Source organism: Natroniella sp. ANB-PHB2 (assembly GCF_046097105.1).
In the GTDB taxonomy this organism is placed as follows: domain Bacteria; phylum Bacillota; class Halanaerobiia; order Halobacteroidales; family Halobacteroidaceae; genus Natroniella.
Genome location: NZ_CP175562.1, coordinates 514,307 through 527,249 on the forward strand (window position 1 = coordinate 514,307; position 12,943 = coordinate 527,249).

At 35.1% G+C, this 12,943-nt stretch carries 12 protein-coding genes and 2 riboswitches; all 12 genes read left to right on the forward strand.

The window, feature by feature from the left end:
• Nucleotides 1-56: 56 nt before the first annotated feature.
• The 12 genes from ACKF5P_RS02665 (at nucleotide 57) to alr (ending at nucleotide 12,699) form a co-directional block, all read left to right on the forward strand.
• Nucleotides 57-353 (forward strand): hypothetical protein, encoded by a 297-nt coding sequence (locus tag ACKF5P_RS02665; protein ID WP_408955949.1) that lies wholly within the window; start codon nucleotides 57-59, stop codon nucleotides 351-353.
• A 10-nt stretch (nucleotides 354-363) separates the two neighbouring features.
• Nucleotides 364-1,158: a conjugal transfer protein TraF gene (gene traF / locus ACKF5P_RS02670; protein ID WP_408956618.1), complete on the forward strand. Its 795-nt coding sequence runs from the start codon at nucleotides 364-366 to the stop codon at nucleotides 1,156-1,158.
• 253 nt (nucleotides 1,159-1,411) lie between these two features.
• Nucleotides 1,412-2,308 (forward strand): hypothetical protein, encoded by an 897-nt coding sequence (locus ACKF5P_RS02675; RefSeq protein WP_408955950.1) that lies wholly within the window; start codon nucleotides 1,412-1,414, stop codon nucleotides 2,306-2,308.
• A 291-nt stretch (nucleotides 2,309-2,599) separates the two neighbouring features.
• Nucleotides 2,600-2,744: riboswitch (glycine riboswitch) on the forward strand.
• Nucleotides 2,745-2,898: 154 nt separating this feature from the next.
• A riboswitch (glycine riboswitch) is annotated at nucleotides 2,899-3,045 on the forward strand.
• A 187-nt stretch (nucleotides 3,046-3,232) separates the two neighbouring features.
• Nucleotides 3,233-4,327, forward strand: coding sequence for a glycine cleavage system aminomethyltransferase GcvT (gcvT, locus tag ACKF5P_RS02680; protein WP_408955951.1), 1,095 nt, complete (start codon nucleotides 3,233-3,235; stop codon nucleotides 4,325-4,327).
• Between the two features lie 70 nt (nucleotides 4,328-4,397).
• On the forward strand, nucleotides 4,398-4,784 hold the full coding sequence (gene gcvH, locus ACKF5P_RS02685) for a glycine cleavage system protein GcvH (RefSeq protein WP_408955952.1): 387 nt from the start codon (nucleotides 4,398-4,400) through the stop codon (nucleotides 4,782-4,784).
• 5 nt (nucleotides 4,785-4,789) lie between these two features.
• Nucleotides 4,790-6,136 (forward strand): aminomethyl-transferring glycine dehydrogenase subunit GcvPA, encoded by a 1,347-nt coding sequence (gene gcvPA / locus ACKF5P_RS02690; RefSeq protein WP_408955953.1) that lies wholly within the window; start codon nucleotides 4,790-4,792, stop codon nucleotides 6,134-6,136.
• Nucleotides 6,133-7,593: an aminomethyl-transferring glycine dehydrogenase subunit GcvPB gene (gcvPB, locus tag ACKF5P_RS02695; protein WP_408955954.1), complete on the forward strand. Its 1,461-nt coding sequence runs from the start codon at nucleotides 6,133-6,135 to the stop codon at nucleotides 7,591-7,593. Before gcvPA ends, gcvPB begins: the two co-directional genes overlap by 4 nt.
• Nucleotides 7,575-8,456 carry a radical SAM protein gene (locus tag ACKF5P_RS02700; RefSeq protein ID WP_408955955.1) on the forward strand — a complete coding sequence of 294 codons (882 nt, stop codon included), beginning with the start codon at nucleotides 7,575-7,577 and terminating at the stop codon, nucleotides 8,454-8,456. The genes gcvPB and ACKF5P_RS02700 overlap by 19 nt, the downstream gene beginning before the upstream one ends.
• The gene (locus ACKF5P_RS02705) at nucleotides 8,453-9,412 is read left to right on the forward strand and encodes a radical SAM protein (RefSeq protein ID WP_408955956.1); all 960 of its coding nucleotides are present in this window, start codon (nucleotides 8,453-8,455) and stop codon (nucleotides 9,410-9,412) included. The genes ACKF5P_RS02700 and ACKF5P_RS02705 overlap by 4 nt, the downstream gene beginning before the upstream one ends.
• Nucleotides 9,399-10,223 carry a biotin/lipoate A/B protein ligase family protein gene (locus tag ACKF5P_RS02710; RefSeq protein WP_408955957.1) on the forward strand — a complete coding sequence of 275 codons (825 nt, stop codon included), beginning with the start codon at nucleotides 9,399-9,401 and terminating at the stop codon, nucleotides 10,221-10,223. Before ACKF5P_RS02705 ends, ACKF5P_RS02710 begins: the two co-directional genes overlap by 14 nt.
• Nucleotides 10,224-10,357: 134 nt before the next feature.
• Nucleotides 10,358-11,488 (forward strand): alanine dehydrogenase, encoded by a 1,131-nt coding sequence (gene ald, locus ACKF5P_RS02715; RefSeq protein ID WP_408955958.1) that lies wholly within the window; start codon nucleotides 10,358-10,360, stop codon nucleotides 11,486-11,488.
• A gap of 29 nt (nucleotides 11,489-11,517) precedes the next feature.
• On the forward strand, nucleotides 11,518-12,699 hold the full coding sequence (alr, locus tag ACKF5P_RS02720) for an alanine racemase (protein ID WP_408955959.1): 1,182 nt from the start codon (nucleotides 11,518-11,520) through the stop codon (nucleotides 12,697-12,699).
• Nucleotides 12,700-12,943: the final 244 nt, after the last annotated feature.

The window sequence follows — 12,943 nt, forward strand, 5'->3', positions numbered from 1 at the left end:
AAGAAATTATATAATGATAGTGATATTTAACAAATTATAAATGTGGGGGGATGAAGATGAAAAGAGCTTGGATGTTATTGTTGATCTTATCTTTGGTAGTAGCAACTGCTGGTACAGCCTTTGCAGGTCAGATATATGGTACTAAGGCCCATGGAATGGGTGGTGCATTTACTGCTGTGGCTGATGATGCCAGTGCGATCTATTGGAATCCAGCTGGTTTAGTACGAAGTGGATTGATAGGTGCTCAGGTTAATGGAGGTGCTGGTGGAGAGAATCTCAGTGATGTATCGGTCTTAATGGAACATCTTCAAGATGCGGATCAAGATGAGGAAAGTTTGAAAAAAATTACTTGAACTTGATGATATTGGAGTCAATTTAAATGGGCTGGCAGCAGTCAATTTAAGAAACTTTGGTTTAGGTTTAACATTTAATAATAATTTTGTATTTGAGACTGATGGTAGTGCAGATATAAAAGAAGATGATCTAACTATTGATGATGAGGGAAATGTAGAATATACAGGTGATAATTTTCCTAAAATAAGTGCATCTAATACTCTTATTGGTCAAGGGCTTCTGTCTATGGGAACTAATTTGACTAATGCTCCATTGAATCTAGGAACTATTTCTATTGGAGCTAATGCTAAATATCTAACTGCTAATCAGTATGTTCTCAGTATGGAAGGTGAAGAAGAGAATGGTAGCTATGAAATGAATGCCGACGAAGATCCAAGGTCAGCTAATGGTTTCGGTTTAGATGCGGGAGCATTGGTGCGGGCAACTGATATGGTCAATGTTGGAGTTACTGCTAGAAATTTAGTAACTAATTGGGGTAGTCATGAGATTGATGAGTTAGATGAAAGATTACCAAGAACAGTTGTAGTAGGAGCAGCTGCTAATCTACCGTTTCCAATCGGAGCAACTGTTGCAGCAGATTTAGAGTTGCCTGATGAAGGAGACAGGGTTTATCGTGTGGGAGCTGAAAAGAATATAATTTTAGGTTTATTAACTTTAAGAGCAGGAGCTTATGGTACTGACTTATCAGATGGTGATTACCGAACAATCACCGGTGGACTGGGTCTTAATTTACCATTTATTGATTTTAACTTGGCTGGTGATTCTGATAGTAATTATAGTTTTGCCGGAACTGTAAGCTTTTAATAAAGCTAAATGAAAGCGATGAATTGATTCAATTAATTCATCGCTTTTTTATTACTTAAAAATTATCTTCTTTAAAGGTTGTGGATAATTTTTTTTAGGTTTTTAATGGTTTATTTAATCTGAAATTATGGCCGGATGTTATTTCATTATTTAGAAAGCATTTGAAATAAAGAGGATAGTTATAGCTAAAACTATAAGTAATATACAGAATATACTACTTATAGTTAAATTTACATTAAGAGGGGGATGAAAAATGAAATTGAAGGAAAAAGTAGGATTGCAAACTGGTCATAAGATTGCACTAGGAATAGGAGCTATACTAGCCATCGTCTTAATCTTTAATTTTGTTCTGGGGAATATGATAGCTAATAGCCTTGAAGAAGAAGTTGAACTTTATCTAGTAAATAATTTTGAAGAGGCTGAGCTTGTTCAAGCTAACTTATCTGTAAATCCTTTGCTTGGACTGATTAATGGTAATGAATTAACATTTGAAATTGAAGGAGAACGAGTAGAGATTGAAAGCTTAGAAGTTGAGTTAGGTTTAGCAAATCTGCTAGATTTAAAAGAGGGAGAAGATGTAACAGAAACTATTTTAAATTTAGATGATGTAGTTATTAAAGCGGAGAATATAACGGATATCTCTGCCGAGGGCGTTATAACTAACTACCAAAAGATCAACCTAGCTTATAGCGGTCAAGCTGAGCTTGATAATCAAGATTTGGAATTTAATTTTGATTTAAAAGTTGAAGATGCTAAAGCTAACTTTGAAGCTGTACTAGATCAGGATACGAGAATCTTACTAGGGATAGCTGGAGTTGATCCAAGTGAGATGAGTTTTAATTCCCTTAATTTGGTTATTAGTAGTGATCAGTTTTTTAGTGAAGATGAGGGGTTAACAAATTTTACAGTTGATCGATTAGAATTTGATACTGAATTATTTAATCTTGATTCTGAGTTTGAGATGTGTTACTATCTTCCAGTTGATCAACTTGGGATCTTTACATCTGAAATTAGAATTGAACTGTTTGATCAGCAATTACGAAATTTAGTCAAATTTCTTGAATATGATTTGGGTGTACAAGTGAACCGAGATGGAGAGCAGATAATTTTAACTCCATCTGGGCCAATATCCAATTTAAGTTGGGATTAACCCTTGTTAAAGGTTTATTCATCAAATAAAAGTGAATTTTATTACAATCCACCTTAAGAATTAATGTCTTATTTTTATTTGCATACATCACTCAAACTTAATGGTAAATATCAATAAAAAAATTCGTTGAAAATGTCTACTAATCTAATATATATACATAAGATATAAGTATATTATAAAAGAGCTAAAATCTTAAAAACTATTATTGACATCTTTAAAAAGAGCTGTTAAAATTAATAATGAAATGAGAACAAAATAGAAGTTATGGATAAATTCAGTTTAAGAATGGTTTACCTTCTTAAGAGAGAGACCCAGAAAGTTAAGTTTTTAACTATTAATTATTCAATATTAAATGTTAAATATTAATAACTGGGCGCCGAAGGGGCAAGGAAGAGAACCTTCTCAAACTCTCAGGCAAAAGGATCTTAGAAGGGTAATCTCTGAACTGGTTATAGGACAGAGAGAGTTTAAAGTTAGTTATAGTTTGCTAACTTTGCTCTCTCTTTTTATTTTATTATTAACTATCACAATACAAGGTTACATAAGGTTTTGAAATAGGGATAATTTAATAAATTAGGTTGAAGGTTATTTACCTTCTTAAGAGAGAGATCCAGAAAGTTAAGTTTTTTAACTATTAATTATTCAATATTAAATGTTAAATATTAACAACTGGGCGCCGAAGGTGCAAGGAAGAGCAATCTTCTTAAACTCTCAGGCAAAAGGATCTTAGAAGGATAATCTCTGAACTATTTATGGGACAGAGAGTTTAAGCTAAGTGAAATATATTTGCTAGCTTTTACTCTCTCTTTTTATTTTAAGTTAATCATTTTAATTTTTAGAAGGGGCTAAGCTTTAAATTTGTTGAAGCAAATGCATAAAAGGTTAGTTTTATATTAAGAATAATCAATAAAAGAGGGGATAATTATGACCAATACTGTAAAAAAAGTTCCGTTAGATCAGACCCATAAAGAGTTGGGAGCTAAATTGGTTGACTTTGCTGGCTGGAGAATGCCCATTCAATATGAAAGTATTATTGAAGAGCATAATGCAGTTAGAAACAAAGCAGGTTTATTTGATGTTTCCCATATGGGAGAGATCAAGGTAACAGGAGATAACGCATTTAAATTCTTACAAAAAATATTAACTAATGATTTAGCCAAGATAGATGACCAGCAAATTCAATATACAATGCTCTGTTATCCAGATGGTGGAGTAGTCGATGATCTATTAGTTTATCGTTTCAGTGCTGATGAGTATATCCTGGTAGTTAATGCAGCTAATATTGAACAAGATTATGACTGGATTAAAGAACAAGAGATTGCTGGAGTAGAGATAGCTAACTTATCAGCAGATATAGCTGAAGTAGCATTACAAGGGCCAAAGGCTGAAGAGATTTTACAGGAGTTGACCGATTTTGATTTGGCTGAGATCAAATTTTTTCATTTTACAGAACAGATTGAAGTAGCAGGAGTAGAGACTAAATTTGTCTCTCGAACTGGTTATACTGGAGAAGATGGTTTTGAGGTTTATGTTGCTAACCAAGATATTAAAAAAGTTTGGGATGCTATCTTGGAAACTGGAGAAGATGAAGTTGTTCCAGTTGGATTGGGTGCTAGAGATACCTTGCGTTTTGAGGCTAACTTGCCATTGTATGGTCATGAAATTGGCAAAGATAAGAATCCACTAGAAGCAGGATTGGGGTATTTCGTTGCGTTAGATAAGAAGGAATTTATTGGTCAACAAGCTTTACAAGAGATTGAAGCTGAAGGCTATCAGCGAAAATTAGTAGGGCTTGAGATGATAGATCGAGGGATTCCAAGAGAAGGATATCAATTATTAAAAGATGGTGAAATAATTGGAGAAATAACAACAGGTTCTTATGCTCCTGCGTTGGAGAAAAATATAGGTTTAGGTTACGTTAAGACTGATTATGCTGAAGTTGGAACCGAAATTACTGTTCAGATTCGAAGAAGAGAATGTAAGGCTAAATTAGTTGAACTTCCTTTTTATAAGCGTTAGGATTAAGCTAGAAAAGAGCTCTTTATGAAGTGAAATAAATTAAATTAAAATAAAAGTGGAGGGATTTATAATGGGGATTGTAGAAGGAATTTTTTATACTGAGAATCATGAGTGGGTCAAGGTAGAAGGTGACACTGCTTATATTGGAATTACAGATTTTGCTCAAAAAGCTTTAGGAGAGATTGTATTTGTTGAGTTACCAATGGAAGGCGAAGATTTTGCTCAAGAAGAACCAATCGGTGTAATTGAATCAGTAAAAGCAGTTTCTGATCTATATACACCAGTAGGTGGAGAGATTGTAGAGAGTAATGAAGATTTATTTGATGCACCTGAAGGGTTGAATGAGACCCCTTATGAAAGTTGGATGGTTGCTATTAAATTAGCTGATGAGAGTGAAGTGGAAGACTTAATGTCTGCCAAGGAGTATGAAAATTTCTGTAAAGAAGAGGAGGAATAATACTTATGTTTCCATACTTACCCCATACAAGAGAAGATAGAAAAAAACTTATGGAGGGTATTGGTATAACAGAGATTGATGAATTATTTACTGATATTCCTGAGGCAGTAAAGTTAGATAGAGAGTTGGATCTAGGTCAACCATTATCTGAGTTTGAAGTCAAAGAAAGAATGAAGTATCTGAGTGGTAGAAATGAAAATTTGGAAGAATATACATCATTTTTAGGGGCAGGGATTTATGATCACTATATCCCTAGTGTTGTTGATCATATCTTATTGAGATCAGAATTTTATACAGCTTATACTCCATATCAAGCTGAAACGAGTCAAGGTTACCTACAAGCAATATTTGAATATCAAACGCTAATCTGTGAACTGACTGGATTAGATGTAGCAAATGCTTCAATGTATGATGGAGCAAGTGCAATTGCTGAAGCAGCTTTAATGTCTACTGCAGTTAAGCGGAGAAGAAGAGAGATTATTATTTCTAAAACTGTCAGTCCAGAGAGTAGAGAAGTATTGAAAACTTATTGTGATGCTGTTGATTTAGAGCTTGTTGAAGTAGATTATAAAGATGGAGTTACTAATAGTGATCAATTAGATGAACTTGTTAGTGAGAAGACAGCCGGTGTGATTATTCAAAATCCTAACTTCTTTGGTCAATTAGAAGATCTAGCTGAGATGGCTGAAGTTGTCCATCAAGCAGGTGCTTTATTTATTGTATCAGCTGACCCTATTTCATTGGCTTTATTAGAAGCACCAGGTAATTTGGGTGCTGATATTGTAGTTGGTGAAGGTCAAGCTTTAGGAAATCCGCTTAACTTCGGTGGACCTCACTTAGGTTTTTTGGCAACAACGAAGAAGAATATGAGAAGAATTCCTGGTCGAGTCATTGGAGAGACGGAAGATGAAGAAGGAAATAGAGGCTATGTAATGACTTTACAGACTAGAGAACAGCATATTAGACGAGAACGGGCAACTTCAAATATCTGTTCTAATCAGGCATTAAATGCTTTAGCAGCTACAGTTTATCTGACCTTGCTAGGAAAAGAAGGGTTGAAGAAAGTAGCTAAGCAGTCTGCTAGGAAAGCACATTATGCTGCTCAAAAGATAAACCAACTGGAAGGTTATGAAGTATTATTTAATGGGCCATTCTTTAAAGAGTTTGCTGTTAAGGCTCATAAGTCAATCGAAGAGATCAATGAAGAGTTATTAACGGCTAATATTATTGGAGGCTATGACTTGGAAGCAGATTATTCTGACTTAGAAAATGGAATGTTATTGGCCTTTACAGAAAAGAGAACAAAGGCTGAAATTGATCAACTAGCGGCACAATTGGAGGGGGTAAAATGAGAAAAAAGAAGGATTTAATCTTTGAAATGAGTAAATCGGGAAGAGTTGCTTTTTCCCTTCCGCAAGATGAATTAGAAGAGCTAGATTTAGCAGATAAAATCCCAACTAAGTACTTACGAGAAGAAGATCCAGAACTACCAGAAGTAAGCGAATTAGAAGCAGTTAGACACTTTACTGAACTATCAAGTCGAAATCATGGTGTTGATAGCGGATTTTATCCTTTAGGCTCATGTACAATGAAGTATAATCCTAAGGTGAATGAAGATATAGCTAGGATGACTGGTTTTACTGCTACTCATCCGTTACAAGATGAAAAGATGGTACAGGGTAATTTAGAGCTGCTTTATCAGATGGATCAAATGTTATCTGAGATTACAGGAATGGATCGATTTAATATGCAACCAGCTGCTGGAGCTCATGGTGAATTAACTGGGCTAATGATTATGAAAGCTTATCATCAACAGAATGGAAACGAAGATAAGAATGAAATCATCGTTCCTGATTCAGCTCATGGAACAAACCCTGCTAGTGCTTCAATGGTTGGATTCAAAGTAATTGAAGTGGAATCTAATGAGCAAGGATTGGTTGATCTTATAGCACTAAAAGAGGTAGTTAGTGACAAGACAGCTGGTTTAATGCTGACTAATCCAAACACAGTAGGGTTGTTTGAAGAAGATATTTTAGAAATTGCTAAATTGGTTCATGAAGTTGGTGGGCTGCTTTATTATGATGGGGCCAACTTAAATCCAATTATGGGCCAAGTTCGTCCAGGTGATATGGGCTTTGATGTAATCCATCTTAATCTACACAAGACCTTTGGTACTCCACATGGTGGGGGAGGGCCAGGTTCAGGGCCGGTAGGTGTTAAGGAAGAGTTGGTTAAATATCTACCGAAACCACTGGTTAAAAAGGATGGAGATGAGTATTATTTTGATTATGATCGACCTGATTCAATCGGTAAAGTTAGATCTTATTACGGTAACTTTGGAGTAGTTGTTAAAGCTTATGCTTATATTTTAGCTTTAGGAGCTGCAGGGATTAAGCAGGTCAGTGAAGATTCTGTATTGAATGCCAATTATCTAAAAGAAAAGTTAAAAGAACATTATAGTTTAGCGTATGATCGAATCTGTAAGCATGAATTTGTTTTATCAGGTAAGAAACAGAAGAAAAATGGAGTTAAGACGTTAGATATAGCTAAACGACTATTAGATTTTGGTGTCCATCCACCGACTATTTACTTTCCATTAATTGTAGATGAAGCATTGATGATTGAACCAACAGAAACAGAGACTGTAGAAACATTGGATCAATTTATAGAAATAATGATTCAAATTGCTCAGGAAGCAGAAGAAGAGCCCAAAAAAGTCCAACAAGCACCACACAATACTGTAGTAGGTAGATTAGATGAAGCTACCGCTGCTAGAAAGCCGAAGTTAAGATGGAAATCAGAGAAATAAGTCCAAAATTAATCAAGAAGTTAGATCAAGCCTGGGAAGTTCGTCAACAGAACTTCCCAGCTTTTATTGAATTTGATTATCCTGAGCAGACGGAAGTTATAAGTTTGACTGGTAATGAGTGTGCGTTGGACTGTGCTCATTGTGGTGGGCATTACTTAGAACATATGCTTCCAATAGAGGATTATCAACAACAGGGCCAAAAAGAGAGTAATAGTTGTTTAATTAGTGGAGGTTGTACCAGTGCTGGATTGATCGATTTTTCAGCTTACAAGGAAGACTTAAATGATATTTCAGAAGAGAGGAAGGTCAATATGCATGTTGGGCTATTAGCTGAAGAGGAGGTTGAAGAGGTCAGTCAAATCGCTGATTCAGTCTCGTTTGATTTTATAGCAGACCAAGAAACGATTGATGAGGTTTATGGTTTAGACCGAACGGTTGATGATTATATAACTACTTATAAAAGATTGCGAGAAGAGGTTGATGTGCTACCACATATCTGTATTGGATTGAAAGGTGGAGAGATGGTTGGTGAGTATCAAGCTTTAGAGATACTAAAAGAAATAGGTGTTGTTGGGTTGGTCTTTATCGTCTTTGTTCCAACTAAAGGAACTGAATATGAAGATCATTCTCCACCACCTTTAGAAGAGGTTCTCGAGTTGATAGCAACTGCTCGAGTTGAATTTCCAGAGATTCCAATTCATTTAGGCTGTATGCGTCCTAAAGGGAGGTATCGTGCAGAGTTAGATTATTATGCAATTAAGGCTGGAGTTAATAAGTTAGTAGTACCGACCAGCTTTGGAATTAGGCATGCTGAAGAATTAGGTTTGGAGATTGGTTATGGGGAGGAGTGTTGTATCTTATGATCAAATTATCAGCAGGAACTGCTCATTTATTAGGAATGAAAAGATTGAAGACTGATGCTCCTCCAACGACTGCTTATTTAATGGCAGGAGAAGGTTGTCAGAATGATTGTAGTTTTTGTGCTCAAGCTACTAGTAATTTAGCTAATAAAAATGATCTGGCAAGAATCAGATGGCAAGAGTATCAGGCTGAAGATATTATCTCAAATCTATCTCAAACTGCCGAAGAAAAAGATTTACAACGGATTTGTATTCAAGCAGTCGATACTCCTAAGGTTGAGAAGTCAATAACCGACTTTTTAGATCAGATTCAAGTTGATTTGCCAGTCTGTATATCTAAAAGTATTAATTCGCTAGCAGAGGTTGATAAATTGTTGCAACTAGGAGTCGATAGAGTCAATATCGCATTAGATGTTGTTGCTCCAGAAAAGTTTAGTGAGATAAAAGGTGGTTCTTATCAAAAAAGATATCAACTTTTAGAGAAAGCAGCTAAGAGATTTCCTGATAGAATTTCGACTCATATTATTATTGGTTTTGGAGAAACTGAACAACAAGTAATTAAATTATTAGCTAGATTAAAAGAGTTAAAAGTTAAGCTAGGGTTATTTGCTTTTACACCTTTACGGGGGACAAAATTAGCTAAACAGAGTCGTCCAGCAATTGACAACTATCGACGGATTCAGATAGCAAATTATTTGATCTTTGCTCATAATTTTGATCTAGGTGAGTTTAATTTTACAGAAGGCAAGTTAAATGTAATAGATATAGAAGATCAAAAATTAAGAGAATTGTTATCAACTGGCAAAGCATTTGAAACAGTTGGTTGTTCTGGCTGTAATCGTCCTTATTATAATGAAAAACCAGGAGGGGTAATGTATAATTATCCTCGTCCTTTAACCTCGCAGGAGATAGAAAAAGCAGTTGAAGAGAGTAGGTTGATTGAGGATGGAAGAGAATAACTGGAGATTAGTCAACACAGGCCGTCAGTCTGGTGCGATGAATATGGCCTTAGATGAAGCAATCTTAGAAGCTGTAAAAGCAGGTCAGGTCAAGCCAACAATCAGATTTTATACTTGGCAACCGTCAGCTATCTCGTTAGGATATTTTCAAAAGTTGGGAGAAGAGATAGATATTATAGCTTGCCAGCAGCATGAAGTGGATATTGTACGTCGTTTGACTGGTGGACGGGCTGTGTTACATGATAATGAGCTGACTTATAGTTTGATAGCTCCTGCTCAGATATCATGGTTATCAGAATCGATTGTTAAATCATATAAGACAATTAGTCAAGGTTTAGTAGAAGGCTTGCAACAATTAGGGATTTCAGCAGAGATGGTTTCATTGGCCGATAAAGTGAAACGAGACCGACAGAGTGCTGCTTGTTTTGATGCAACTTCGTGGCATGAAGTTGCAGTAGCAGGCAAGAAGATTATCGGTAGTGCTCAAACTAGAAAGCAAGGTATGATCTTACAACATGGTTCTATTATAAGGGGTCAGAATTTAGAACAGTTATTTTCAATTCTTAAGTTTTCTAACCAAAGAGAGAAAAAGAGATTAAAAAGATTATTTAATACTAAAGCCACCTCTATTCAAGAAGTAATTGATACTACTCCTACTTTAGAAGAGTTAAGAGAAGCATTTAAAATAGGTTTTGAAGAAGCTCTAAAGCTGAATCTTAACTTTGAAAAAATTACAGAAGAGGAATTAGAACGAGCTACAGAATTAATGGTTAATAAATATCGAGAACAAGCTTGGACCTATAAACGCTAAAAGTGCTAAATTTTTACGAAAATAATAATCTTTTGACAAAATAGTAGAGGTTAAATATAATAAAAGTATTAGGTTGCTATAATAAACTAGTAAAAGTGATCAAAAAAGTTTTAGAACTAAGAGGAGGAATAAAAGTGATTATAGGTGTACCGCAGGAAGTCAAGAATAATGAGAATAGAGTAGCAGTTACTCCAGCAGGTGTAGAAACACTGATTAATCAAGGCCATGAAATAATAATTGAAAAGGCAGCAGGAGAAGGTAGTGGAATTTCAGATCAAGAATTTGAAGAAGCAGGGGCCAAAATTTTACAGAGCCATAAAGAAATATTTTCTAGTGCAGATATGATAATGAAGGTTAAAGAGCCAATACCAGAAGAATATAATCTATTTAAAGAAGAGCAGATTTTATATACATACTTGCACTTAGCAGCTGAAAAAGAACTAACAAGAACGTTAATGAAAAAAAAGGTTGTTTCAATTGCATATGAAACAGTTGAGTTAGAGGATGGTTCTTTGCCATTGTTGACGCCAATGAGTGAGGTAGCAGGTAGATTAGCAGCTCAAAGCGGAGCATTATTCTTAGAAAAGCCAAAAGGTGGCCGAGGAGTTTTATTAGGAGGAGTCCCTGGTACTAAACCAGCTAAAGTGGCAGTAATTGGTGGTGGAATAGTAGGAATTAATGCAGCTAAGATGATTAAAGGCTTAGGAGCAGATGTAACTATATTAGATATTAATGCTAGTCAGTTAAGATATATTGATAATGTCTTTTCGGGGAATATAAAGACGAGGATGTCGAATAAATATAATATTTATGAAGAAGTAACAACAGCTGATTTAGTAATCGGAGCAGTCTTAATCCCAGGTGCTAAAGCACCACATTTAGTAACAGAGGAAATGGTCAAAGATATGAAAGAAGGTTCAGTTATTGTAGATGTAGCAATTGATCAAGGTGGTTGTGTAGAGACAAGTTATCCAACAACACATCAAAAGCCAACCTTTACCAAGCATGGGGTAATTCATTATTCAGTTACAAATATGCCAGGTGCAGTAGCTAGAACTTCGACTTATGCGTTAACAAATGTAACCTTACCTTATGCAGTCAAGATTGCTAATCAAGGATATCAAGATGCGTTATTAGAGGAACCAGCATTATTAAAGGGATTGAATGTATATGATGGTAAAATTACTTGTCAAGGAGTGGCAGAAGCTTTTGACTTAAAATATTATCCGCCAAAAGAATTATTAACTAATAGATCTCAATCCTAATTATTGCTTAATATAAAGGAGAATCAAGCATGGATAAGGATAGTTTGACTGCAAAGTTTAAATTAAGGCCTGCTTGGGCAGAGATATCTCTAGATAATATTGGTCATAATATTGCTCAGTTTAGGAGTGATTTATCTGATGATAAGCTACTAGCAATAGTAGTCAAAGCAGATGCTTATGGTCATGGAGCAATAGAAGTTGCTAAGGCAGCTATAAAAGAAGGAGCAGATTGGTTAGTAGTGGCTATTTTAGATGAAGCAATTCAATTAAGGAAAGCTGGTTTGACTGAGGTTCCGATCTTAATTTTAGGTTGGACTCCACCTGAGTTAGCTAGTGATGTGGTTAAATACGATCTGATTCAGACTGTTTATGATCATCAACTTGTCGCTAGCTTAGATGCTGCAGGCCAAAAGTTAAATCAGAAAGCTAAGATTCACCTCAAAGTCGATACAGGAATGGGCAGGATTGGTTTACAACCTCAGGAAGTGTTAGAGTTTATGATGGAAATAAATAAATTTGATAATTTAATAGTTGAAGGGATTTATACTCATTTTGCAACAGCAGATGAAGAAGATAAGACATATACTTATCAGCAACTGAATAAATTTGAGCAATTAATTAAGAAGTTAGAAACTGAAGGGTTTGACATTCCAATTAAGCATAGTGCTAATAGTGCAGCATTTTTAGATTTGCCAGAGACATATTTTAATATGGTTAGGTTAGGAATTATAACTTATGGACTTTGGCCCTCTATGGTTGTTGAGCAGAAGAGTGATTTAAGAACAGGGATGAAGTTGAAGGCTAGAATTATTCATTTGAAAGAAGTTCCCGCTGGAACTGATATTAGCTATGGACGAACTTATACAACTACTACCCAACAACAGATAGCAACCTTACCAATAGGTTATGAAGATGGTTATACTAGATTGCTTTCTTCTAATAGTCAGGTATTGATTAAGGGGGAGCGGGTACCAGTAGTTGGTAATGTCTGTATGGATCAATTGATGGTTGATGTAACCGAGATTGATGGAGTAGAAGTAGGAGATGTAGTGACCTTGATCGGGCAAGATGGTGGCGATGAGATTACAGCTACTGAAGTGGCAGATAGAATAGGAACGATCAATTATGAAGTAGTCTGTATGATCAGTAAACGTATTCCGAGAGTTTATATTAAAGATGGAGAGGTTTATAAAATTATAAAGAGTATTTAATATTTAATAATTAATAGTGAATAGCTTAAAAGCAATTGGCGATTGAATTTAATTACAATTATGTGTGATTTTTAATGTGGGCTATGGGGGCTTCGTTTGGAAATATTTTTCTGAGTTTCTAAGAATCACCCCTAATCAAATAATTGAATTAATTTTAAAGCAAAAAATTAGCTAATTCATGTTCTGATTTGATTTTAGGTTTTGTGCTTTAAGATTGTAATTTTAAAAGCTACACTTTTATAAT

Excerpts from the sequence above, each read along its gene's own strand:
- gcvPB (WP_408955954.1), top strand. The coding sequence starts at position 6,133 with ATGAGAAAAAAGAAGGATTTAATCTTTGAAATGAGTAAATCGGGAAGA.
- gcvT (WP_408955951.1), top strand. The coding sequence starts at position 3,233 with ATGACCAATACTGTAAAAAAAGTTCCGTTAGATCAGACCCATAAAGAG.
- gcvH (WP_408955952.1), top strand. The coding sequence starts at position 4,398 with ATGGGGATTGTAGAAGGAATTTTTTATACTGAGAATCATGAGTGGGTC.
- ACKF5P_RS02665 (WP_408955949.1), top strand. The coding sequence starts at position 57 with ATGAAAAGAGCTTGGATGTTATTGTTGATCTTATCTTTGGTAGTAGCA.
- alr (WP_408955959.1), top strand. The coding sequence starts at position 11,518 with ATGGATAAGGATAGTTTGACTGCAAAGTTTAAATTAAGGCCTGCTTGG.
- ACKF5P_RS02710 (WP_408955957.1), top strand. The coding sequence starts at position 9,399 with ATGGAAGAGAATAACTGGAGATTAGTCAACACAGGCCGTCAGTCTGGT.
- gcvPA (WP_408955953.1), top strand. The coding sequence starts at position 4,790 with ATGTTTCCATACTTACCCCATACAAGAGAAGATAGAAAAAAACTTATG.
- ACKF5P_RS02675 (WP_408955950.1), top strand. The coding sequence starts at position 1,412 with ATGAAATTGAAGGAAAAAGTAGGATTGCAAACTGGTCATAAGATTGCA.
- ACKF5P_RS02705 (WP_408955956.1), top strand. The coding sequence starts at position 8,453 with ATGATCAAATTATCAGCAGGAACTGCTCATTTATTAGGAATGAAAAGA.
- ACKF5P_RS02700 (WP_408955955.1), top strand. The coding sequence starts at position 7,575 with ATGGAAATCAGAGAAATAAGTCCAAAATTAATCAAGAAGTTAGATCAA.